Genomic DNA, 24,046 nt, shown 5'->3' with positions numbered 1-24,046 from the left:
CGGAAAGCCGTTTCCAGCGCGTAGCTCAGCCATGACCCACCTCCGCCCGCGCCGGTGCTGCGCCGCGCTCCGCCCACTTGCGCAACACCACATAAAACACCGGGGTGAAGAACAGGCCGAAGAAGGTCACGCCGAGCATGCCGGCGAACACGGTGACACCCATGACGTGACGCACTTCGGCGCCGGCGCCGCTGGCGAAGACCAATGGCAGCACGCCCATGATGAAGGCGAAGCTGGTCATCAGGATCGGGCGCAGGCGCAAATGGCAGGCTTCGATCGCGGCGTCGACGATGCCCATGCCCTCCTCTTCCAGGTCGCGCGCGAACTCGACGATCAGGATCGCGTTCTTGCACGCCAGGCCCATCAGCACGACCAGTCCTATCTGGGTGAAGATGTTGTTGTCGATGAAGGTCGGCGGCACGCTCATTGGCGGCGGCAGGATCCAGCCCATGCCGATCGAAATGCCGAACCAGGTCCCGCTGATGAAGTTCAGCAGCCAGATGCCGCCGATGGCGCTCAGCAGGCACATCGGCACGATCAGGATCACCGCCAGCGGCAGGGTCCAGCTCTCGTACAGCGCCGCCAGCACCATGTAGACCAGCAGCACGCACAAGGGGAACACCAGCAGCGCCAGCGAGCCCTGGGTGGCCTCCTGGAAGGTGAGGCCGGTCCATTCGATCTGCATGCCCTGCGGCAACATCCCGGCGGCCATGGTCTTGATCTGTGCGATGGCCTGCTGGCTCGACATCAGCGCCGGGTTGATGCCGGCCTGCAAATCGGCCGCCGGATAGCCGTTGTAGCGCACCACCGGGTCCGGACCGAAGCTCGGGGTCACCTCCACCAGCGAGCCAATCGGCACCATCTGCCCGGCCGCGTTGCGTACCTTGATCCGCGAGATGTCCTCGACCTGGTCGCGGAAGTCCGCGTCGGCCTGCGCATAGACGCTGTAGGTGCGTCCGAACAGGTTGAAGTCGTTGACGTAGGCGGAGCCGAGGTAGACCTGCAACGCGGTGTAGATCTCGGTCAGCGCCAGGCCCTGCTCCTTGGCCTTGATGCGGTCGACGCTGGCATCCAGCTGCGGCACATTCGCCTGGAAGGAGGAGAACACCGCGTAAGGATCAAAACCGGGCGTGCCGCGCAGCGCGCCGGACAGCGCCTGCACCTGGTTGTTGAGCTCGCCATAACCGGCCGCGCTGCGGTCCTGCACATAGGTTTCCACGCCCGCCGAATTGCCCAGGCCGAGCACCGGCGGCGGCAGCAGGGCGAAGGCCAGGCCGTCCTGGATCTGCGAGAACTGGCCGTTCAGCATGCCTGCGATCTCGGCCGCGCTGATGTCGCGCTCGTTCTGCGGCGTGATGCCGACGAACATCAGCCCGGCATTGCTGGTGTTGACGAAGTGCACCGCATTCAGGCCCGGAAACTGGACCACGCTCTCCACCCCCGGCGTGGCCAGCGCCATCTCGCCCATCCGGCGCATCGCCGCCTCGGTGCGCTTGAGCGTGGCGCCCTCGGGCAACTGCAGCGCGGCGAACAGGTATTGCTTGTCCTGGGTCGGGATGAAGCCGGACGGCACCAGGGTGAAGGCATAGGCGGTCAGGCCGATCAGCAAACCGTAGACCACCATCAGCCGCGGCGCACGCGCGATGGTGTGGCCGATGCGCCCGGAATAGCGCCCGCTGGCGCGCTTGAAGCGCGCGTTGAACCAGCCGAAGAAGCGGCCGAACACGCGTTCGATGAGCTTTCCGAGGGCGTCCTTGCGCGCGCCGCGCGGTTGCAACAGTACTGCCGACAACGCCGGGGACAGGGTCAACGAGTTGAAAGCGCTGATCAGCACCGAAGCGGCGATGGTGATCGCGAACTGGCTGTAGAACTGGCCGGACACGCCGCCGATGAAGGCCAGCGGCACGAACACGCTGGCGAGCACCAGCGAGATCGCGACGATCGGCCCGGAGACCTCCTGCATCGCCTTGTGCGCGGCATCGCGCGGCGTCATGCCGTCCTCGATGTGGCGCTCGACGTTCTCGACCACCACGATCGCGTCGTCGACCACGATGCCGATCGCCAGCACCAGGCCGAACAGGGTCAGCACGTTGATCGAGTAGCCGAGCAGCCAGAGTACCGCGAAGGTGCCGATCACGCTGACCGGCACCGCCAGCAGCGGGATGATCGATGCACGCCAGGTCTGCAGGAACACCACCACCACCAGCACCACCAGCGCCACCGCTTCCAGCAAGGTGGTCACGACCGACTTGATCGACTGGCGCACGAACACCGTCGGGTCGTACATCACGCTCCACTCGACGCCCTGCGGAAAGCCCTTCTGCAGTTCGGCCATCTTGGCGCGGATGGCATCCGAGAGTTCGATGGTGTTCGCGCCCGGCGCCTCGAAGATCACGATCGCCGCGGCGTTCTGGTTGTTCAGCAGCGAATTGATCGTGTAGCTGTTCGAGCCGAGCTCGATCCGCGCGACATCCCTCAGCCGCGTGATCTCGCCCTGCCGGCCCGCCTTGAGCACGATCTCGCCGAATTCCTCGACCGTGTTCAAGCGACCCTGCGCATTGATCGAGAACTGCATCGCGCTGTCCGGATGCGGCGGCCCGCCGATGGTGCCGGCGGAGACCTCCAGGTTCTGCTCGCGGATGGCGCCGATGATGTCGCCGGCGGTCAGCTCGCGCGCCGCGGCCTTGTCCGGATCGATCCACACGCGCATCGAGTAATTGCCGGCGCCGAAGGCAATCGCCTGGCCGACGCCTTCGATGCGCGCCAGCTCATCGCGCACCCGCAAGTTCGCGAAGTTCGACAGGTACAGGCCGTCGTAGCGCTGGTCCGGGCTGGTGACGTGCACCACCATGGTCAGGTTCGGCGAGGACTTCACGGTGGTCACGCCGAGCTGGCGCACGCTTTCGGGCAGGCGCGGCAAGGCCTGCGCGACGCGGTTCTGCACCTGCACCGTGGCGAGGTCGATGTCGGTGCCGCCGCGGAAGGTCACCGTCAGCAGCATGGTGCCGTCGGAGCCCGCGGTGGACTTCATGTAGATCATGCCTTCTACGCCGTTGACCGCCTCCTCGATCGGCGCGGCGACGGTCTCGGCGATGGTCTTGGGATTGGCGCCCGGGTAGATCGCGGTCACCTGCACCGACGGCGGCACCACATCCGGGTACTCGCTGATCGGCAGGTTCGGAATCGCCACCGCGCCGGCGAGAAACACCAGCAACGACAGCACCGCCGCGAGGATCGGGCGGTCGACGAAAATCTTGGAAAAGTCGGCGTGGGCCATTGGGGGACTCGATGTCGTGGGGCTCAGCGGCGCAAGAGCGGGGCGGGGGTCAGGGGGCAGGGGACCTGCTGCGCGGCCCCATCAGACCTTGAGGCGATTCGATTTCGGGCGATGCAAGCCAGCGCACCTCGCGCGCCGGGACCGAAGCCGCCCGGCAGGTCCCCTGCCCCCTGACCCCTGCCCCGCTTCTGGCACTTCACATCCCACCCGCCTGCGCACCCTGCGCCGCCGCCTGCTCCACCACCGTGTTCGGCGCGTCCATCGGCACCTCCACCGGCTGCAGCGGGGCGCCGGGGAAGAAGATTTTCTTCATGCCGTTGACCACCACTCGGTCGCCCGCGGCGAGGCCGGATTCGACAATGCGCAAGCCGTCCACGCTGCCGCCGAGGACCACATCCTTGCGCTGCGCGCTGTTGCCCTCGCCGACCACGTAGACGTACTTGCGGTCCTGGTCGGTGAGCACGGCCTGGTCGTGGATCAGCAGGGCCTGGCGCTCGGCGCCGCCGGTCAGCTGCACCCGCGCGAACAGCCCCGGCGTGTAGCGGCGTTCCGGGTTGGCCAGTTCAGCGCGCGCACGGATCGTGCCGCTGGACGGATCCAACTGGTTGTCGACGAAGTCGAGCACGCCCTCGTGCGGGTAACCTTGCTCGTTGGCCAGGCCGATGCGCACCGCGCGGCCGATCACCTTGCCCTCGCCCTGGGTGCGCAGGGAAGGGGCGTTCGTCGCCCTCGAAATAGACCTGGATCGGGTCGAGCGAGACCATCGTCGTGAGCAGCGCGCTGGGATCGACCAGGTTGCCGGTGGTGATCATCGCCGCGCCCACACGCCCGCTGATCGGCGCGGTGACCCGGGTGAAGTCGACGTTGAGGCGCGCCTGCGCCGCGGCGGCCTGCATCGCGGCGACATCGGCCTTGGCCTGCGCCAGCTCGGCCTCGCGCTGGTCCCATTCCTCGGTGGACATCGCCTTGGCCGCGACCAGCTTGCGCCCGCGCTCGATGTCGCGCTCGGCGCGCACCACGCGAGTCTGCGCGCGCTTGACCTCGGCCTCGGCGCGGGCAAGCGCGGCGCGGTACTCGCGGTCGTCGATCTCCACCAGCAGATCGCCCTTGGCCACCTCGGCGCCCTCGGTGAAGGCGATGCGCGTGATGTAGCCCTGGATGCGTGGGCGGATGTCGACCCGCTCGACGGCCACGAAGCGGCCGTTGAACTCGTCCCATTCGGTCACCGGGCGGTTGACCACCTCGGCGACATTGACCGGGGTCGGCGGCATCTGCATGCCGCCCTCGGGCGGGCCGCCGCTCCCGCCGCAGGCGGCGAGCAATGATGCGGCGATCAGGACAGCGGGTTTCAGGATCCGGGTCATGGTGTGTTCTTCGTGGTATGCGTATCGATTGGAATGGGTGACGCCGAGGTGCTCAGCGGCGTGCGCGCGCCCGTGGCGCGGGGACCGGTGCGAGCGGCGCGGGCGTGGCGGGCACCCACGCCAGGTCCACTGGCGCGCCCAGCTCCGCGATCACGCGCGGACGCTGTTCGGACGGCACTTCGCTGCAGCCGAAGAATTCACTCCAGAACATGCCCGCAGCCGCCAGCTTGAGGATGGCGACGCGGATGCCGGCCTCGTCCCAGGTGCGGCCCGCGCACTCGGCCTGATGATGGCAGCGGATCGGATCGAGCAAGCCCGGATCGTGCGCGACTGCGCTCAGCATGCCGGCAACAAAGCGCTTGCGATCGGCGTCCGGCTGGCTCCAGGCGCGGATCTGGGCGATCAGCTCGGCGGCTGGGCCGTCGCCCGCGGCAGTACGGAACCTCGCTTCCTCGGCCTTGCCCTGCTCCAGGTCGCGCTCGATCAGCGCGCGCAGCAATTCGTCCTTGGTGGCGAAGTGGTAGGTGATGCCGCCGCGCGAGATTCCGCTTTCCTGGACCAGTTCCTCGAAGGTCAGGTTGGCTGCTCCGCGCGCCTTGACGATGCGCTCGGCGGCATCGAGTACCTTCTTGCGCGCTCTCGGTGGCCTGGACATGGCTATTTCTATACAGAACGTTCTGTATCGGAATACTGCTCCGCATCGGCCTTGAGGACAAGCTGCCGAAAGTCATTCGTCGCGGCCGTTCCCCACCGGGGTGGCGACCCGTCAAGTCACACTTTCGATAGCTGGTGTGGAATCGCAAACAGGTTATGCTCGGGGCAACCGCCTGTCGCCGTACCCGGCAGGCATGCCTGATCGCCATGCGGATTCGGGGGGTTGCGCCATGCTGCAAGGTCGCGTCGCACGCTGGATGGTATTGGGCTCGCTGCTGGCGAGCACTCCGCTGCTCGCGGACGAGATCCGCATCCGCGCAGATCCCTGGCTGCCCTACAGTGGCGGCTCCGAGATGAACCCCGGCGGCTACATGGTCGACATGGCGAAGGCGATCGCCGAGGCCAACGGCCACACGATTCAGTACCGCACCATGCCCTGGGCCAATGCGCTCGACGTGGTGCGCTCCGGCAGCGCCGACTGCGTGGTCGGCGCCTACAAGTCCGATGCCGAAGGATTCGAGTTCCCCGATGTGGGCTGGGGCCCGTCGGGCAACGTGTTCTGGGGCCTGGCCGAGCAGAAATGGCGCTTCGACGGCGTCGCCAGCCTGGACACGGTCAAGATCGGCATCCTCGAGGAATACAGCTACGGCGATGAGCTGGATGCCTACATCGAGCAGCACAAGGGGGACGCGAACCGGCTCGAGGTGGTCCCGGCGGTGGGTCGCGGCATCGTGCGCCTGCTCGCCCGCCTGATCGGGCGGCGGGTGGACACCATCATCGAAGACCGCAATGTGCTCGCCTACGCGCTGGAGCAGGCCAAGATGGAACCCGGCCGGGTGATCTCGCTGGGCGAGACCGGCGAGCCCGAGGAGGTCTACATCGCCTGCACCCCGGCGGATCCGCGCGGACGCGCCTATGCCGACATGTTCGGCAAGGGCACCGCGCAACTGCGCGCCAGCGGCAAGCTCGCTGAGATCCTGAAGAACTACAACCTGAAGGATTGGGAAGGCGCGGAGCGCTAGGGAACCTCTGAAGTGTTCCCTGGGCCGCGCGCCGGGACCCACCTCAACGCAGCTCCACTCGCTTGCGATTGTCCGCAGGCACCCGGTCGATCAGCTTGTTGTAGGGGTCGATACCGGCCTCGTAGGGCAGTTCGTCGACCACCAGCTCGACCTTGAGCTCGCCCTCGCGCACGCGCCTGCGCTCGAGCAGCAGGACCTTTTCGTCGGACTCATCCGCGCCGGGCTCGCGGGCGAACACACCGATCTCGATCCAGTCATCGAGCGCGCCCGCGGTCTCCTTGCCGAGGCCGTCGGAGTACAGCTTGGAGGCCTTGAGTTCCAGGTTGAGCACGTACTTGCCATCGCCGCGTCGGCTCGCGGTCGCCGCCAGGACGCGGTTGTCGTAGAAGCTGATCTTCTCGAACAGGTCGGCGATCAGCTCCGCATGCTGCGGGCCCGCCTCGGCACGGATGTAGTCGAGCAATTCCAACGAGTTGGTGTAGGGCGGCTGCTGGAAGGCCTTGTCCCGGAGGAGGCGCGCCAGCGCCCGGTTCAGCGCGGCCTCGCCGATCTCCTCGCGCAGGCGGTAGAACACCAGCGAGCCCTTGCGGTAATGAATGTAGGGCTGGTTCTCGACGCGGTACAACGGCAGCTCCTCGACCACCTCGCCGCCGCGGTTGGACAGGTAGTTGTCGAGTTCGTAGCGCAGGAACTTGCGCATCTTCGCGCGGCCGTACTTGCGCTCCATCACCATCAGCGCCGAATACTGTGAGAGCGATTCGCTGAGCATGGTGGAGCCCTGCTGGTTGGCGCCGATCACCTGGTGCGCCCACCACTGGTGCGCGACTTCGTGTGCGGTGACGTAGTAGACGTAGTCCAGTGCCTGCGCATCGCGCAAATCGGCAATGAACCCGCTCGATTCGGAGAACGGGATGGTGTTGGCGAAGCTCTGCGCGAAGCGCGCGTAGCGCGGGAACTCGAGGATGCGCACCTGGCGGTGCTGGTAGGGCGAGAACTCAGCGGTGAAATAGTCCAGCGAGTCCTTGACCCCTTCGATCATGCGCTCCACGTTGTAGGGGTGCGCGGCGTCGTAATAGACCTCGATCGGGATGTCCTTCCAGGCATCGCGGCGCACCTGCCAACGCGCCGAGAGATATGCGAAGAAGGGCAGCATCGGCCGGTCCATCGCGTACTCGAAGCAGCGCCGGCCGTCGCGCTGGAACTCGCGCACCAGGTAGCCCGGCGCCAGCGCGATCTGGTCTGGCGCGGTGCATACGCTGGTGGCGAATTCGATCCAGTCGGCATCGTCGCTGATGTAGGTGCTGCCGCGCGCAGCGACGTCCTCCAGCTTCGGCATGCGCCGGGGTTCGCCCAGGCCGCGCTTGCGCCGTTCGTTGCGGTCCACGATCTGCCGCCGGTGATCGTAGCCGAAGCCCGGGAACACGCTGGAGTTGAAGAAGCTGCCGTTGTCGACGATGGCGGTCTGCAGGATGTTGTTGCCGAAGCCGCGCTCGCCCCCGGCGATGGTGAAGCCCATCGCGAGTTCCGCGCCCGGCTGCAGAGGATCGGCGAGGCGGTAGATGCGATAGCCGAGCGGCTGGTCGAACTTGAGCAGCTGCGCGCCAGGCAGCCGCAGCTCGGTCAGCCTGATCTGTTCGGGCAGCACGATGTGCAACTCGGCGATCGGCGCGGCATGCGGGTTATGCAAGCGGTATTCGCCACGAATGGTCGCCTGGCGCGACTCGGGGCGCAGGTCGACATCCGCGCGGACCGCACGGATGCGCGGTTGCGCCAAGTCCTGGAACTGCGCGTACTCGCGCTCATAGCGCGCCTGCAGGTCGAGCGCTTCATCGCCCGGGCGATAGGTGTTCAGGACGTTGGTGTTGTAGCCGATCCAGGTGCCGCTGGCGGCCCACGCGACGCCGGTCAGGGCCAGCGCAACCCCCAACGGCCCGCGCAACTGGCGTCCGGCCAGGCGCAGGCGTTCGCGCCAGGTCGCCACCTGTCCGCGGGTCCACAGCGCCGCAGCCAGCCACAGCAACATCAGGGTGAACAGCACCCAGTAGCCCGAGAACCAGGCCCAGCCGGTCAGGTAATGACCCCAGCCGTTCATCGCCGAGTACGGTGTGCCTGGGGCACCTGCGAAGTTGTACAGATTGTGGTCGTAGTTGAGCAGGCCGAGCACGGTCTGCGCCAGGAACACCAGGATCACCACCAGGTAGCCGACGAACTTGTGCTGGGTGTAGACCATCAGCGCCAGCGAGAGCAGCCCGATGAGCACGAACGGCACCACGCCAATCGCCAGCGCCGAGAGGTACAGGCCTGGCTCCAGCCGGGTGTAGCCATTGACCAGTTGGAACAGCATGCCGCAGGCCGCGTTGACCAGCGCGAACACCAGCACCACGGCCAGCAAGGCGCCGCACTTGGCGGCCAGTGGCACGAAGTTGGGCACCGGCATGGCATCGACCACGTCCGCCAACCGCGCCTGGCGTTCCTTGAAGATCAGCTCGCCGGCATAGAACACGACGATCAGGAACAGGAACAGGCTCATGTTGCCGCGCATCACGTCGAGCATGATGTAGGTGACCGGGTACACCTCGGTCTCGAACATGCGCTCGGTGAAGCGGGCGTTGTTGAGGAACAGGATCACCGCGAACAGCAACATCACCAGGAAAGGCACGCTGCGCAGCACGCCGAGGGTGTCGAACACCAGTTGCTGGCGGAACATCGCGAAGGCGCTGCGGGCATCGAAACGTGGCGCCGCTGAGGACATGGCCGGCAGAGCCGCCATTAGCGCCGGCGAAGCTGCCACCGGGGCGACGGGCCTGGTGGGCTTGCGCGCGGGCCCGGTGCCGCTGCGGGTGGGCGAGAACAGGCGCAGCATGGCGTACACCATGGCCAGCGCGAGCGCGCCCCACAGCGCGCGGTTGGCGAGCACGAATCCAAGCAGCTCCGGCAACCGCGTGTTGCGCTCCTCGGTGCTCCAGTAGCGCATCGCGCGGCCCATCGCGCGCAGGCCGAAGGGATCCACCAGCGCCGCCATCCAGACATTGTCCAGCCCCTGGGTCAGTGCACCGGCCATGATCCACAGCACGAAAAAGGCCAGCAGGCCGAGGTAGACCGCCAGCAGGCTGCGCGTCAGCGCCGCCAGCAAGGCCAGCAGTGCGCCGGCGAACAGCAGGTTCGGCAGCACGATGACGCCCAGCGCCCAGGCATAGGGCTGCAGCGAGAAGGGGCCGAGCCGCTGCGGGTCGATCCAGGGCATCGCCTGGCCGAGCATCATGCCGGCCGCGACCGCGAGGTAGATCAGCAGGCAGGCCGCGCTGCCCGCCACGAAGCGCCCGAGCAGGTAGTCGCGCGCCTTGACCGGGCTGGCGAAGAACAGGTCAGCGGTGCCGAGTTCGTAATCGCGCAGCATCGCCCCGGCGATGAACATCGCGATCAGGAACATGCCGAGCAGCGAGAACACGCCCATCGTGGTGACGATGGTGGACGGCGCATTGCGCCAGACATTGCCGATGGCGCCACCGACCTGCACCGCATCGGACGCGGTGGCGCCGAAGGCCAGCAGGCCGAAGACGCCGGCGACCACCCACAGCAGCGGCTGGCGCAACTGGAAGCGCAGCTCGAAGCGGAAGAACTCTGCGAACATGCCTCAGGCTGCCTTCTGGTGGGCGCGCAGCCGCTGGAAATAGACGTCTTCCAGGTCGGGCTCGATCTGCTCGAAGCCTTCCTCCGGCTGGGACTCGCTGTAGACATGGATCACCGGGCGTCCGCCAACCAGCCGGGTGGACAGCACGTTGTGCGCGGCCTGGTAGCCTGCCAGTGCGTCCTTCGCGACCACCTTGCGCCAGACCCGCGCCCGCAAGGCCTCGATCGCCTTCAGCGGCTCGCCGGTCTGCAGCACCTCGCCGCGCGAGATGATCGCCATGCGCGGGCAGAGGTCGGTGACATCCTCCACGATATGGGTGGACAGGATCACCACCACCTGCTCGCCGATTTCGGCGAGGAGGTTGAGGAAGCGGTTGCGCTCCTCCGGATCGAGACCGGCGGTCGGCTCGTCGACGATGACCAGCCTGGGCTGCCCGAGCAGCGCCTGGGCGATGCCGAAACGCTGGCGCATGCCGCCCGAGAAGGTCCCGAGCTTGCGCTTGCGCGCCTCGTACAGGTTCACCTGGCGCAGCAGCGCGTCCACCACTTCGCGACGCTCGCGCCGGTTGGGGTAGCCCTTGAGCACTGCGAAATGGTCCAGCAGATCCTCGGCGCTGACTTTCGGGTAGACCCCGAAATCCTGCGGCAGGTAACCGAGCAGGCGGCGCACCTCGTCCTTCTGCTTGAGGACATCCAGGGTGCCCAACTGCACGCTGCCGCTGTCCGCCTCCTGCAACGTCGCCAGCGTACGCATCAGCGAGGACTTGCCGGCACCGTTCGGTCCGAGCAGCCCGAACATGCCGGTGGGAATATCCAGGCTGACCTGCTTGAGTGCCTGCACACCGTTCGGGTAGGTCTTGCAGAGTTCGCGGATCCGGAGCACGCGGATTCCTTGGCGGTTTCACATCCGGCCAAGACTGCGCCGGTCCGGCGCCGGGCAAATGGGCATCAAGTCATGACCTGCCGGAGGTCATGCCGTGGATTGCGGGCGCCGGTTCTGGCGCCACCTCGGCAAGCCGATTCAGCCAAGCTGGCAGGACCCTGGGAACCTCTGAACAAGTCTCGCGGCTCGCGATACTGGTTCAGAGGTTCCCTTGGCGAATACGCACACCTGATTCGTACCAATCCTCATCGCCGATGGACCGGCGATGCGAAAAGCGTTCGGACAAGGTCCGGACCCACAGATGCCGCGAGCTTGCTGTGCGTGGGTTTGGACCTAGTCCGAACGCTGTTGCTCTTGGGGCGCTCCCGCGATGAGGATTGGTACGAATCAGGTACGCACGAAACCGGATCGCAGAAACGACAAGGCCCGCGGTTGCGGGCCTTGTCGCTTGCAGCGTTGACGCGGGCGATCAGATCGCCATCGATTCCAGCGACTTGCCGGCGGCAATCGCGTCGCGCACCCACACCGGCTGCTTGCCACGACCGGTCCAGGTCTGGCTGGCATTCTCCGGGTTGCGATACTTCGGGGCCACCGCCTTCTTGTCGCCGCCCGCAGCGCGCGGCGCACGCGCGCCGCCAGCGAACAGTTCGTAGATATCGAAGCCGGCATCGCGCGCCTGCGCTTCGAGGGTGCGGCGCAGTTCGGCGAACTGCTGCTTCTTCACCACTTCGATACGCGCCTTCGCGTCGACGATCAGCTTTTCGAGTTCGGCGACGTTGAGGCCGCTCAGATCAATTGCCATGTTTCACCTCGTATTCGAGAAATTGGTTGGGGCTCACGCCGGAGCGGATATTGCGCCTGATTAATCCGAATGAAAAGGGTATTTACAATGAGTCACTCCAAGTCCCCTGGGCATCGATTCAGATTCGCCCGCCGAGGACCGTACGGACTTCCAGAAGTTCCGGGAAGAATGTGAGATCCAGTGCGCGCTTGAGGAAAGCCACGCCGGAGGAACCACCGGTTCCGCGCTTATAGCCAATCACGCGCTCCACCGTTTTCATGTGGCGGAAACGCCAGAGCTGGAAGCTCTCCTCGACATCGACCAGCTGCTCGCACAGGTGATACTCGGACCAGAACTGGTCCGGGTCCTGGTAGATCCGCTGGAGCACCGGGATCAGCATCGGCTCGCGCTGGTGCGGGCGCGCGACATCGCGCTCGATGCAATGTGCCGGGATCGCATGGCCCGCACGCGCGAGGTGGCGCAGGAATTCATCGTACAGGCTGGGCGATTGCAAAACCGCGCGCAGGCGTTCGCGCTGGGCCGGGGCGTAATCGAATACCGGCAGCATGTCCGCATTCTTGTTTCCCAGCAGGAATTCGATGATGCGGTACTGCAAGGACTGGAAGCCGCTCGCCGGGCCCAGCACGTGGCGGAACTGCATGTACTCCGAAGGCGTGAGCGTCTCCAGCACGGCCCATTGTTCGAACAACTGCTTCTGGATGTGCTTGACCCGCGCGAGGATCTTGAGGCAGGGGCCGAGATCGTCGCCGCGCAGGCGCGCGATCGCCTCCTCGAGTTCGTGAATGACCAGTTTCATCCACAATTCGGAGGTCTGGTGCTGGATGATGAACAGCATTTCGTCGTGGTGCGGCGGTTGCGACAGGGGCTGCTGTGCATCCAGCAGGCGATCGAGCAGCAGGTAGCCGTCGTAGGTCACGCGATTGGTCAGGTCGCGGGTGATCCCGCTTTCCAGCGGGCGCAGGTTGTCGGAAGCGCTCATGGCAGGGGCCGGGTAATGGGGTGGCGCGAGGCTGCGCTCGCGCCAGCGGCGCGTCAACGAATCTCGCGGATCAGGCGGAATCCACGATCGACCGCGGCGCTCTCTTCGCTTTCAACGCTGGCAGCGCGATCCAGTTCGCCATCGCGCCAGCCGCTGCCCAGCGCCAGCCGGCCGACACAAACCAGCTTGCTGGCGTCCTTGTCGTCCTTGCGGAACAGGTTGCCGATCGAAGTGCCGAGGCGTTTGACCGCACCGACTTTCTGGTATTCGCAATCGCTGGTCCATTCGCGGACATTTCCGGCGAGGTCCGCCGGCATTCCCGGCGCACTGGCGAAATGCCCGCCCGGCGCGGTATGCCGATAGCTGTCGCCGCAGTTCGGATTCTCGCCGCGCAGGTTGGCGCAGTTGTCCACCCGTGCCGCTGCATTCAGACCGCGCCACTCGGCGGCCGTCGGCAGGCGATATCGACGGCCCGTGCGCTGGCTCAGCCAGGCTGCAAAGGCCACCGCGTCCGCGTGGCTGACGCAGACCACCGGATCATTGCCTGCCTGCTGAAATCCCGGCTCGCGCCAGTTCACGTTGCGCCCGCCCTCGCGACAACTGGCGGGGCGACGTCCGCTGGACTCGACGAACTTCAGATAATCGCTGCGCGCGATCTCGAAACGAGTCACGGCGAAGGGGTCAGCGATTCCAGCCACGCGCCCCCCCGGAATCAGCAGCAGTTCCGGCCCGTCGCCGTCGCGGAAGGGCACGCCACTGGCGGGAAAGCCAGCGACCAGATCGACCACTTCGGCGAAAGCCGGCGAGCGCACCGGCAGCATCGCCGCCAGCTCCACCTCGTGCGCCGCACGCGCGCGATCGCGCGCGGCGCGCGCCGCCTCCAGCGCCGGCTTCCAGCGCGCCTCGAGTGTTGCCATCAGCGCCTGCACCGGCGGCAGCTGGGTCGCCTGGCTGCCGCGCACGAAAGCGCTCCAGTGCGGCAGTTGCGCCGCCAGGCTCGCGTCGTCAACCGCGCCGAGCGCGGCACTCGCCTGCTCCAGCAGGCGATCGCGCAGGTCCACGGCCGCAGCGTCCACCGGTTCGCTGGCGAATAGCGGCAACAGCAGGGCGTCGGCACTGTCCGCGCTACCGTCGAACCAGCGGCGTGCGGCGATCGCTGCGTCTGCGCGACCCAGTGCCGTGTCCGCATCCAGCGCGACCACTCCGTCGACTGCCTGCACCGGCAGGGTCTCCTGCGGAGTGCGCAAGATCCACCAAACGCCGACGCCGAGCGCCACCAGCAGCGCCGCCGCAATCCCCAGCAATGCCGGCGAAGGGGCGGCCAGACGCGGGGTGGATCGTGCCGGGGCCTGTGCGATCTGTTCCAGGGCCGCACTCATCGCCGCGGCGTCGGCGTAGCGCTGTTCCGGCGCCTTCGCCAGCGCGCGATCGATGAGTGCCTGCCAGTGCGACAGCCGCGGAGGCAGCCGCGGCACCGGTTCCTGCTGGTGGCGCAGCGCCACCTGGAGGAAATCGTCGCCAGTGAACGGCGGGTAGCCGGTCAGCAGTTCGTAGGCCAGGCAGCCCACGCTGTAAAGGTCGCTGCGGCCATCGACCGGATCGCCGCGCGCTTGCTCCGGGCTCATGGTTTCCGAGCTGCCGACGGTGCGCCCGTGCGAGGTCAGGCGCTCGCGATTCGCGACCTTCAGGGCTACGCCGAAATCGGCCAGCAGTGGCTTGCCGCGCGCATCGAACAGCACATTCGCCGGCTTGACGTCGCGGTGCACCACGCCCTTGGCATGCGCGTGGCCGAGCGCATCCAGCACCGCCGCCAGCACCCGGCGGATCTCGCTCTCGGCCATCGGCTTTGGCCGGCTGGCCAGATCGCCGTGCTCGAACAGCGGCATCACGTAGCAGGCATCGCCCTCTTCGGTTCGCGTGACCTCGTAGATCGCGACGATATTGGGGTGGTCGAGCGCCGCGATCAGCTTGGCTTCCTGCTCGAAGCGCTGCATCAGCTCGGGCGCCTCGCGGCCGTAGGCGCGCAGCACCTTGATCGCCACCGGACGATCGAGCGCCAGCTGGCGCGCACGGTACACGGTGGCCATGCCGCCGGAGCCCAGCGCCGCCTCGACGGCGTATCCGGGGATGCGCGGGAGATCGGGATGTTGCGTCGTCGACATGCGGGATTCCGGACCCTGCAGCGGCTGGCGACCGCGCCCTTGGGGGAACCAAGCATAGGCGCAGGCGGTCGCTTGCGGTGCGCGGCGGCGGCGCCGCCGCATTCCGGCTAGACTTTTCGCATGCTCCGATACCTCTACCCCGTCTTCGCGCTGTGCCTTTGGGCCACTCCGGCACTCGGCGCGACCATCTACAAGTGCCGCCAGGCCGGCGGCGTGGTGAGCTATCAGGATTCCCCCTGCCCCGGCCGGCAGATCGGTGTGCTGCGCACGCCGACGACCGCCGCCCAGGCGCGTGCCGCCGCGACGCCCGCACCTGCGGCGACGGCCGCATCCCCGGGCACCAGCCGGGCCCGCCCGGCAGCCACTGGCCGCGCACCGCGGCCCTCGTTCAAGTGCGTGCGGCCCGACGGCAGCATCTATTTCACCGGCGACGCGCGCCCGCGGCGTACCCTGATCGACCTCGACCGGGCGCGCCAACTGCTGCCGTTGGCGAATGCGCCGGCGGCGCCGCCGGGCAAGGCCTGGGCCGAGGACCAGTGCGCGGCGGCGACGCGCGCCGACACCTGCCAGTACTACCGCGAGCAGATCGCGGCGAACGACGCGGCGCAACTGAAGGCGCGCAGCGACGAGCTGCGCAAGCTCACCCGCGAGGGCCAGCGCCTGAAGGCGATCTTCAACCACCGCTGCGGATGAAAGACCTGGTCGACCGCCTGTTCGCCCTGCCGTGGGCCAGCTTCGCAGCCGAGGTCGCGCTGCGCCTGGCACTCGCGGCGCTGGTGCTGATCGGCGGGCTGTGGCTGTCGCGGCTGGCGCTGCGGGTACTCGCGCGCGTGCTCGAACGCATGAACGTGGACGCCATGCTGCGCGAATTCCTGCGCAACCTGGCCTCGGGCGCGATGGTGGTCGTGGTGGTGGTCGGCGCGCTCGACCAGGCCGGCGTGCCGATGACCTCGATCCTCGCCGCGCTCGGCGCCGCGGGCCTGGCGATCGCGCTGGCACTGCGTGACTCGCTGTCGAACCTCGCCGCCGGGGTCATGCTGATCCTGCTGAAGCCCTTCCGCGCAGGCGATCTGATCGGCATCGGCGGCCAGACCGGCAAGGTGGAGAGTCTGCGCCTGATGCACACCGTGCTGCTGACCCCGGACAACTGCGAGCTGATCCTGCCGAACAACAAGGTCGCCAGCGAGGCGATCCTCAACTACACCGCGCGAGATACCCGGCGCATCGACCTGGTGGTTGGCATCGCCTACCGCGACGACATCGGCCGCGCCTTCCGCATCATCCGCGGGGTGCTCGACACCGACCCGCGCGTGCTGCGCGATCCGCCGCCGCAACTGCTGGTCGACAAGCTCGCCGAGAGCAGCGTGGACCTCGCCATCCGCCCCTGGGTCGCCACCGGCGACTACCTCGACGCCCGCGCCAGCCTGCTGCGCCAGCTCAAGGAAACGCTCTCCGCCGCCGGCATCGACGTGCCCTTCCCACAACGCGAGTTGCGCGTGGTCCACGAGAACGCGCCCACGCCAGCGGAGCAACTGGGGGCAGCGGCGGACTAGTGTGGTGTTCCGTAATTAAGTTGAAGAAATTTCCGATGCATTTTGGCTCGAGGCCAGGCGATAGGAGGGTGAAAGCCGGCGGCTTGCGCGGCATGCCGCGCGCCGGCTTGGACGCCCGCAACTGGTTGCGGGCGGGAACCGGCGGTCATGGCAGGGCTATGGCGACGACGAACAACGACGCATTCGGGGCAAACGGCGCGGAAATAATTCATCGAATCAATGGCAGGGGACACTAGGGGCGGGTGTGGGCCAGTTGTTGGTTGGTCCTGATTCGTACCAATCCTCATCGCGGGAGCGCCCCAAGCGCAACAGCGTTTGGACATGGTCCAAACCCACGCACAGCAAGCTCGCGGCATCTGTGGGTTCGGACCTTGTCCGAACGCTTTTCGCATCGCCGGTCCATCGGCGATGAGGATTGGTACGAATCAGGTGGTTGGTTGTTGGCGGCAAGACCCGCAAGCCGTCAACCCGTGGGAGCCGACGCTGTCGGCGATCGTTCCGGCGGCCGCCAGGAAAGGATCGCGGCTGAAGCCGCTCCCACAAGTTCTCCGGCCGCCAGCTCCTGCCGCCGGCAACCGACCACCAGCAAGCGATGACCGGCGTCGATCGGCGGCCTCCGGCCGATCAGCCGGGGCCCTCGACCAAAATCCTGCCCTCGGCTTGACCTGAGCCCACCCGCTGCCCCTGCTTCGACCCTATCATCGGGCACCTTTTCGAGGAGGAACCCCATGAGCACAGGAGCCCCCGTAGTCCCCGCTGACGGCGCCAAGATCACCATCGACGACGCCGGCAAGTTGACCGTCCCGAACAACCCGATCATCCCGTTCATCGAGGGCGATGGCACCGGCCGCGACATCTGGCGCGCCAGCGTGCGCGTGTTCGATGCGGCGGTGGCGAAGTGCTACGGCGGCGCGCGCAAGATCCACTGGATGGAGGTCTACGCCGGCCAGAAGTCGAACGACGAGTTCGGCACCTGGCTGCCGGAAGCCACCGTGCAAGCCTGCCGCGACTACCTGGTCTCGATCAAGGGCCCGCTGACCACGCCGATCGGCGGCGGCATCCGCTCGCTGAACGTCGCGCTGCGCCAGATGCTCGACCTGTACGTCTGCCTGCGCCCGGTGCGCTGGTTCAAGGGCGTGCCGAGCCCGGTCAAGAACCCGGGCAAGGTCGACATGGTGATCTTCCGCGAGAACTGCGAGGACATCTACGCCGGCATCGAGTTCGAACAGGGCACCGAGGCCAACAAGAAGATCCTCGCGCTGCTGAAGGAACACTTCCCGAAGGAATACGGCAAGATCCGCTTCCCGGAATCCTCCGGCATCGGCATCAAGCCGGTCTCCAGGGACGGCTCCGAGCGCCTGATCCGCGCCGCCATCGAATACGCCATCACCAATGGCCGCAAGTCGGTGACCCTGGTGCACAAGGGCAACATCATGAAGTTCACCGAAGGCGCGTTCCGCAACTGGGGCTATGCCCTGGCCGAGCGCGAATTCGCCGACAAGGTCTACACCTGGGACCAGTGGGAGCGGACCAAGGCCAAGCAGGGCGAGGCCGCCGCGAACGCCGAGCAGAAGGCCGCGATCGCCGCCGGCAAGGTGGTGATCAAGGACGCAATCGCCGACATCACGCTGCAGCAGGTGTTGACCCGCCCCGAGGAGTTCGACGTGATCGCCACGCTGAACCTGAACGGCGACTACCTCTCCGACGCGCTCGCCGCGCAGGTCGGCGGCATCGGCATCGCGCCGGGCGGCAACATCAACTACATGACCGGCCACGCGGTGTTCGAGGCCACCCACGGCACCGCGCCGAAGTACGCCGACCTGGACAAGGTCAACCCGGGCTCGGTGATCCTGTCGGGCGAGATGATGCTGCGCTACATGGGCTGGACCGAAGCCGCCGACGCGCTGATCCACGCGATGGACGTGGCCATCGGCAACAAGGAAGTCACCTACGACTTCGCGCGCTTGATGGAAGGCGCCACCGAGGTCAAGTGCTCCGAGTTCGCCGATCGCCTGATCGCGGCGATGTGATGCATTGAAGGGCCGGCGGCGCTGATGGCGCTGCCGGTCTTTGTGGAACAGATGGCTGGTTGTTGGTTGCTGGTTGTTGGTTGTCGGCAGCAACGGCCGGCGACCCTGGATCCCGTGGCGGCTTGTGCCGCGATCTGTTGCGGCGAGCCGTCGGGATGATCGTGGTCAGGGTCCGCCGCGACAGTTCCGCGAGAATGGAGTCCCTCCGGCTGGAACCGACAGCCGATCACTGACAACCGGATTCACTGCCATGCCCAAGTCCCTCAGAATCATCGTCCTCGGCGGCACCGGCTTCGTCGGCCGCTCGCTGGTGCATGCGCTGCAGGCCGCCGGCCACCGGGTCGACGTGCTCAGCCGCAACCGCGAGCTGCAGCGCGAGCTGGGGGTCTACCCGAATGTGCGCACGCTCTCGGCCAAGGTCTACGACAGCGCAGCGCTGGCGCGGCATTTCGCCGGTGCGGATGCGGTGGTCAACCTGGTCGGGGTGCTGCAGAACAACGGCTTTGGCGGCAAGGACTTCGAGCGCGCGCACCTGACGCTGACCGAGACGGTGATCGCGGCGATGAAGCAGGCGGGCGTGGCGCGCCTGCTGCAGATGTCTTCATTGCGGGCCGGCGAGGGCGACAGCCATTACCTGCGCTCGCGCGGGCAGGCGGAGGCGAAGGTCAAGGCCTCGGGCCTGGCGTGGACGATCTTCCAGCCCTCGGTGATCTTCGGGCCGGGCGACGGGCTGTTCTGCCGCTTCGCGCCGCTGCTGAAGATCGCCCCGGTGCTGCCGCTGGCGCGCGCCGGCGCGCGCTTCCAGCCGGTCTACGTCAAGGATGTCGCCCAGGCCTTCGTGCGCGCGCCGGAGCGGACCGACAGCGTCGGCAAGAGCTATCCGCTGGTCGGGCCGAAGACCATGACGCTGGCCGAACTGGTGCGCTGGACCGCGCAGATCCTCGGCGTGCGCCGGCTGGTGCTGCCGCTGCCCGGTCCCCTCGGCTATCTGCAGGGGCTGGCCTTCGATCCGCTGCCGGCGGGCTTGAAGCCCTTCTCCAGCGACAACTACAAGTCGCTGGCGCTGGACAGTGTCAGCGAGCGCAACGGACTGGCCGAACTCGGCATCCGCCCGACCCCGATGGAACTGGTGGTGCCCGAGTACATCGGTCGCAGCGAACACCAGCGCGATCTCGACCGCTACCGCGCGGTGCGCTGAGGGGGTCCTGTCGCCCCTGCCGGCGAGTTTGTTCGCGTATCGCTCTGTGACCTGCGCAAGATTGCGGTCTGTATTTCTGGACGCGAAGGACGCAAAGGACGCAAAGGAGATCAAATGCGTATCATCGCTTTGATATCCGCGGCATTCGCTCTCTTTGCGTCCTTTGCGTCCTTTGCGCCCTTTGCGTACTCAGTCACAGGGTCGTCTTTCTCTCAGCATAAATACCCTAGATCCAAATACTTAGGACATTTCTGATGAGGTGCGCCTGCGGCGCGCGCCGCGGCGTATGCTTGGGCTTTCCGCCACGGAGCAGCGCCATGGGCATCCTCGATTTCGTCAAGTCGGCCGGTGAGAAGGTGTTCACCGCCGCCACCGCGGGCAACACCGCCGGCGCGCTGGCCGACCACCTCAAGTCCAAGGGCCTGATGAGCTCCGATGTGATGGTGGAGTACGACCCGGACCACGCCACGGTCAAGGTCAAGGGCAAGGCCGCGACCCAGGCGGACAAGGAAAAGCTGCTGCTCGCGCTGGGCAACGTCGAAGGCGTGGAGAAGGTCGACGACGGCGTGGTCGCGGAGCAGGAAGACGGGGCCGCGACCTTCTACACGGTCAAGAAGGGCGACACCCTGGGCGCCATCGCCAAGGCGCATTACGGCAAGGCGGGCGCCTACATGAAGATCTTCGAAGCCAACCAGCCGCTGCTGAAGGATCCGGACCGGATCTACCCGGGACAGGTGCTGCGCATCCCGGCGGCCTGAGGACTCCATGGTCTTGCGCTGCTTGCTCGCCGCGTGCCTGCTCGCGTTTGCCGGCGCGGCGCAGGCCGAGGCGGAGTGGGAGCCCTTCGTCGAGCCCTACAACCAGGTGTTCCCCAGCCTGGAACTGGCCACCGCGACGATGGAGCCGGATCCGGAGGAGGACGATCCCGCGGTGGTCGGCGACGAGCAAGGGCTGATCGGTGTACAGATCGATGGCGCGCGCGCCGGCGCGCGTTTCGCGCTGACCGTGCGCGTCCCCGGCCTGGCGCGTGACAGTCGCCTGAGCGGGCGCATCCCGGAGGTCGCCGAGAGCGTGGTGCTGGCGCCGACCATCGCCTGGGACTACGCCCTGCTGGCCGGCATCCGCCAGTCGCGGCCGGCGACGGTGGAGTTCGAACTGTCGCTGGATGGCGCGCCCGCCGAGACCCGCACCCAGCGCGTGCGCGTGCGCTCGGTCAACGACGCGCTGTACTTCATCGACGAGGAGGCCGACGAGGACGACCTCGACTTCAACTGGCTGTTCGCCGCCTACGTCAACGAGGAACACCCGGCGGTGCAGCAGATCCTCAAGGAAGCGCTCGACGCTGGGGTAGTCGACAACTTCAGCGGCTACCAGGAAGGCGATCCAGACGACGTACTCAAGCAGGTCTACGCGGTCTGGCACGTGCTCCAGTCGCGCGGCATCCGCTATTCCAACATCACGCGCACCGCCAGCGAGCACGCCAATGTGATGAGCCAGCACGTGCGTTTCATCGACGAGTCGCTGGCGATGACCCAGGCCAATTGCGTCGATGGCAGCGTGCTGATCGCCTCGGTGCTGCGCAAGATCGACATCACGCCGGTGCTGGTGCTGGTGCCGGGCCACATGTTCCTCGGCTTCGCGCTGGACGAGGAAGGCGAGGAATGGGCTTACCTCGAGACCACCATGCTCGGCGACACCAGCGCCAGGCGCGTGGGCGGCGGCGGCGGCGGCCGGCCCAAGCCCGGAGGGCCGCAGCGCGCGCCGGTGGCGAGCAACGTGGACGCGTCGCTGGCGAGCTTCGAGGCGGCCATCGCCGAGGGCCAGCGCCAGGTGGATGAGGCCGGCGACGCCTTTGCCGACGAGAACGACCTCGACCACCAGATGATCGACATCCAGGCCGCCCGCGCGCTCGGGGTGATGCCGATCACACGGTGAGCCGGGAGCGGAAGAGCGGGGAAAGGGGCAGGGGGCGGGGGATGGGGACCGTCGCCCCGTCCAGGCGGTTTCGTATCCTTGCGATCGGGGGTTTCCGGATTCCAGTCCGCGGCGTTGAACGGGCGGGCGGATAGGTCTGGGCCCTTGCCCCGCCTTACCCAAGTCCGCCACACCGTCTGGGCTTGGATCGAAGTCGGTCCCCTGCCCCTTGCCCCCTGCCCCGCTCTTCCGAACCCGCCGCATCGAAAGGTCCGGAGCCAGAGCTCGTCCCCGCCCGCACAACCCCCATCCCGGTCCTGCGCAGCGCTAACATCGCCACACCCACCGCTGCTGGAGTCCTGCCATGTTGCGTCGTCGTGTCACCCGGGTCGACCCGGTCTCGGCTTCCCGCGTATTCGCGCTGCTGCTGTTCGTGCAGGGCTTCGTTCTGGGCGCGCTGGCGTTGGGGCTGCGGCTGGCGGGCATCGACCTGCCGCTGCCGCTGACACCGCCGGCCGGGGGCAACACGATCACGCTGCTGCTGTGGACACCATTGACCTTCGGCGCGGTCGGGGCGATCTCCGGCGGCATCCTGGCGATCATCTACAACTGGGTGGCCAAGCGCTTCGGCGGCATCGAGTACGAAATGGAAAAGAGCCTCTGAGCGCCGCGCGATGGTCGACCGCCAGCGCCTGATCGAATCGCTGTTCGCCGCCGCGGCGCTCAGCTTCCTCGCGATCGGCTGTTTCCTGGTGCTGCGCCCTTTCCTGTCGGCGCTGATGTGGGCGGTGATCCTGTGTTACGCCAGCTGGCCTGCCTACCACTGGCTGGAGCGACGCCTCGGCGGCCGGCGCTCGCTGACCGCGGTGCTGATGACGGTGGCGGTCGCGGCAATCCTGGTGCTGCCCTTCGTCATCGTCGGCTTCACCCTGGCGGACAACGTCAGCGACTGGGTGACCGCGGTGAAGGCCTGGGCGGCCGACGGCCTGCCACCGCCGCCGGCCTGGGTGGCCAACCTGCCGATGGTCGGCGACGAACTGGCGGAAAAGTGGAACGCGCTGGACACCGGCGCAGGAATGGCCGAAGCCGCGCGCCTGGTGCTGAACCCGGTACGCGAGGCGGTGATCGCCGGCGGCGCGGTGCTCGGCCGCGGCACCGTCGAGATGGGTCTCTCGGTGTTCATCGCCTTCTTCGTGTTCCGCCGTGGCGACGAGCTGGCACTGGGCTTGCAGCAGGCGCTGACACGGCTGATCGGCCCGCGCGCGCGGCAGTTCATCGCGGTCGCCGGCGGCACCATCCAGGGCGTGGTTTACGGCATCCTCGGCACCGCGCTGGCGCAGGGTCTGCTGGCCGGCATCGGTTTCCTGATCGTCGGCGTGCCAGGCGCGATGTTCCTCGGCCTGCTGACCTTCTTCATGTCCCTGATCCCGATGGGCCCGCCCTTCGTCTGGGTGCCGGTGGTGGTCTGGCTGGTCTCTGGCCAGCACTGGGCGGCCGCGGTGTTCATGGCGATCTGGGGCATGTTCGTCATCAGCGGGATCGACAACATCATCAAGCCCTATCTGATCAGCCGCGGCTCGCAGATGCCCTTCGTGCTGGTGTTCCTCGGCGTCATCGGCGGCATCGTCGCCTTCGGCTTCCTCGGCGTGTTCCTGGGTCCGGTGCTGCTGGCTGTGGGCTACACCCTGCTGCTCGCGTGGAATCGCGGCGAGCGCATCGAGGGCGAGGGCGGCGCGGAGGTCGCGAGCGCCGACATCACGATCGATCGCAGCGACGCGACCTGAGCCGCGATCAGTTTCCGAGTGCAGCGCGCGCTGCCGGCAAGGCTGCCTGCGCCCAGCGCCGGTAGTCGATGCCGGACGGGTGCAGGCCGTCGCCCGCCAGCAGTTCCGGGCGCTCCCCAGCCTCGCGCGTCAGCGGGGTGATGTCGACATAGGCGACGCCGGCACTTGCGCACACCTCGCGTGCGGCGGCGTTGTAGGCATCGATCTCACGCGCCACGGTCGCCGCATCGCGGCCCATCCCCGCGGCGAACGGAGTCACGCCCCAGTCCGGGATCGACAGCATCACGACGCGCCGCGGCTGCCCGCCGGCGTAGCCGATGGCAAGGGCGAGGAGCGCGCGCAGCTGAGTGCGGTACTCGTCCAGCGGGCGGCCGCGGTACTGGTTGTTGACCCCGATGAGGAGAGTGACCAGCTGGTATGGCGGCGCCGGACGCGGCGCGTGCTCACCGGCGGCCATTTCCACCGCTTCGTCGCGTTCGACCGCGTCCAGCGCCGCCGACAGTTCGTCGGTGGTCCATCCGGTGCGCGCGACGATGTCCGGGTTGGCGAGGTCCGCGCCCTGCCCTCGCAGCAGCTGCGCCAGCTGGTTCGGCCAGCGCTCAGCCGCCGGCACCGACTCGCCGATGGTGTACGAGTCCCCGAGCGCAAGGTAGCGCGCCGGCAGCGCGGGTCCGGCGGCGAGCATCGAGAGCAGGGAGAGGGTGGCGAGGGTCATGGGGCGACGAGCCGAGCCGCCCGCGCCCTTGAACACCGCGCGGCATGGATTGGAGGGCACGAGGGCATGAGGGCACGAG

The 24,046-nt window shown here is 67.5% G+C and carries 17 protein-coding genes and 1 pseudogene; 9 read left to right on the top strand and 9 right to left on the bottom strand.

From position 1 onward, the window contains the following. Window positions 1–25: 25 nt before the first annotated feature. The 3 genes and pseudogenes from IPK27_01870 to IPK27_01860 all read right to left on the bottom strand — a co-directional run bounded on the left by IPK27_01870 (window position 26) and on the right by IPK27_01860 (window position 5,296). Window positions 26–3,277 (bottom strand): efflux RND transporter permease subunit, encoded by a 3,252-nt coding sequence (locus tag IPK27_01870; GenBank protein ID MBK8066402.1) that lies wholly within the window; start codon window positions 3,275–3,277, stop codon window positions 26–28. A gap of 196 nt (window positions 3,278–3,473) precedes the next feature. Continuing rightward, window positions 3,474–4,641: pseudogene (locus tag IPK27_01865) on the bottom strand (efflux RND transporter periplasmic adaptor subunit). A gap of 52 nt (window positions 4,642–4,693) precedes the next feature. Continuing rightward, window positions 4,694–5,296: a TetR/AcrR family transcriptional regulator gene (locus IPK27_01860; GenBank protein ID MBK8066401.1), complete on the bottom strand. Its 603-nt coding sequence runs from the start codon at window positions 5,294–5,296 to the stop codon at window positions 4,694–4,696. Between the two features lie 229 nt (window positions 5,297–5,525). On the opposite strand from IPK27_01860, the gene IPK27_01855 reads away from it, so the two are divergent. After that, the gene (locus IPK27_01855) at window positions 5,526–6,317 is read left to right on the top strand and encodes a transporter substrate-binding domain-containing protein (GenBank protein MBK8066400.1); all 792 of its coding nucleotides are present in this window, start codon (window positions 5,526–5,528) and stop codon (window positions 6,315–6,317) included. Window positions 6,318–6,360: 43 nt separating this feature from the next. On the opposite strand, the gene IPK27_01850 is transcribed toward IPK27_01855, so the two are convergent. The 5 genes from IPK27_01850 to IPK27_01830 all read right to left on the bottom strand — a co-directional run bounded on the left by IPK27_01850 (window position 6,361) and on the right by IPK27_01830 (window position 14,773). Continuing rightward, window positions 6,361–9,948, bottom strand: a complete 3,588-nt coding sequence (locus IPK27_01850; protein ID MBK8066399.1) for an ABC transporter permease subunit — start codon at window positions 9,946–9,948, stop codon at window positions 6,361–6,363. A 3-nt stretch (window positions 9,949–9,951) separates the two neighbouring features. Further along, entirely contained in the window at window positions 9,952–10,830 is an 879-nt protein-coding gene (locus IPK27_01845) for an ABC transporter ATP-binding protein (protein ID MBK8066398.1), read from the bottom strand. Window positions 10,831–11,299: 469 nt separating this feature from the next. Continuing rightward, window positions 11,300–11,632 (bottom strand): H-NS histone family protein, encoded by a 333-nt coding sequence (locus tag IPK27_01840; protein ID MBK8066397.1) that lies wholly within the window; start codon window positions 11,630–11,632, stop codon window positions 11,300–11,302. 118 nt (window positions 11,633–11,750) lie between these two features. Then, the gene (locus IPK27_01835; GenBank protein ID MBK8066396.1) at window positions 11,751–12,611 is read right to left on the bottom strand and encodes a tryptophan 2,3-dioxygenase; all 861 of its coding nucleotides are present in this window, start codon (window positions 12,609–12,611) and stop codon (window positions 11,751–11,753) included. Between the two features lie 53 nt (window positions 12,612–12,664). Continuing rightward, complete coding sequence (locus tag IPK27_01830; GenBank protein ID MBK8066395.1) at window positions 12,665–14,773, bottom strand: SUMF1/EgtB/PvdO family nonheme iron enzyme; 2,109 nt, start codon at window positions 14,771–14,773, stop codon at window positions 12,665–12,667. 120 nt (window positions 14,774–14,893) lie between these two features. On the opposite strand from IPK27_01830, the gene IPK27_01825 reads away from it, so the two are divergent. The 8 genes from IPK27_01825 to IPK27_01790 all read left to right on the top strand — a co-directional run bounded on the left by IPK27_01825 (window position 14,894) and on the right by IPK27_01790 (window position 23,252). Then, a complete protein-coding gene (locus IPK27_01825) occupies window positions 14,894–15,466 on the top strand; it encodes a DUF4124 domain-containing protein (GenBank protein ID MBK8066394.1) in 573 nt (190 codons plus the stop codon). Further along, window positions 15,463–16,326 carry a mechanosensitive ion channel family protein gene (locus tag IPK27_01820; protein ID MBK8066393.1) on the top strand — a complete coding sequence of 288 codons (864 nt, stop codon included), beginning with the start codon at window positions 15,463–15,465 and terminating at the stop codon, window positions 16,324–16,326. Before IPK27_01825 ends, IPK27_01820 begins: the two co-directional genes overlap by 4 nt. 728 nt (window positions 16,327–17,054) lie before the next feature. Then, complete coding sequence (gene icd / locus IPK27_01815; protein MBK8066392.1) at window positions 17,055–18,356, top strand: NADP-dependent isocitrate dehydrogenase; 1,302 nt, start codon at window positions 17,055–17,057, stop codon at window positions 18,354–18,356. A 250-nt stretch (window positions 18,357–18,606) separates the two neighbouring features. Next, window positions 18,607–19,554 (top strand): complex I NDUFA9 subunit family protein, encoded by a 948-nt coding sequence (locus tag IPK27_01810; GenBank protein ID MBK8066391.1) that lies wholly within the window; start codon window positions 18,607–18,609, stop codon window positions 19,552–19,554. A 317-nt stretch (window positions 19,555–19,871) separates the two neighbouring features. Further along, complete coding sequence (lysM, locus tag IPK27_01805) at window positions 19,872–20,312, top strand: peptidoglycan-binding protein LysM (GenBank protein ID MBK8066390.1); 441 nt, start codon at window positions 19,872–19,874, stop codon at window positions 20,310–20,312. A 7-nt stretch (window positions 20,313–20,319) separates the two neighbouring features. After that, window positions 20,320–21,489 carry a hypothetical protein gene (locus IPK27_01800; protein ID MBK8066389.1) on the top strand — a complete coding sequence of 390 codons (1,170 nt, stop codon included), beginning with the start codon at window positions 20,320–20,322 and terminating at the stop codon, window positions 21,487–21,489. A gap of 343 nt (window positions 21,490–21,832) precedes the next feature. After that, window positions 21,833–22,132 (top strand): hypothetical protein, encoded by a 300-nt coding sequence (locus tag IPK27_01795; protein ID MBK8066388.1) that lies wholly within the window; start codon window positions 21,833–21,835, stop codon window positions 22,130–22,132. A gap of 10 nt (window positions 22,133–22,142) precedes the next feature. Continuing rightward, entirely contained in the window at window positions 22,143–23,252 is a 1,110-nt protein-coding gene (locus IPK27_01790; GenBank protein MBK8066387.1) for an AI-2E family transporter, read from the top strand. A gap of 7 nt (window positions 23,253–23,259) precedes the next feature. Here the strand turns inward: IPK27_01790 and IPK27_01785 are convergent, their stop codons facing one another. Further along, window positions 23,260–23,937, bottom strand: coding sequence for an SGNH/GDSL hydrolase family protein (locus IPK27_01785; GenBank protein ID MBK8066386.1), 678 nt, complete (start codon window positions 23,935–23,937; stop codon window positions 23,260–23,262). Window positions 23,938–24,046 lie beyond the last annotated feature (109 nt).

The sequence above is a fragment of the Rhodanobacteraceae bacterium genome (assembly GCA_016713135.1).
In the GTDB taxonomy this organism is placed as follows: domain Bacteria; phylum Pseudomonadota; class Gammaproteobacteria; order Xanthomonadales; family SZUA-5; genus JADKFD01.
This window is presented reverse-complemented; position numbering and strand designations above follow the sequence as displayed.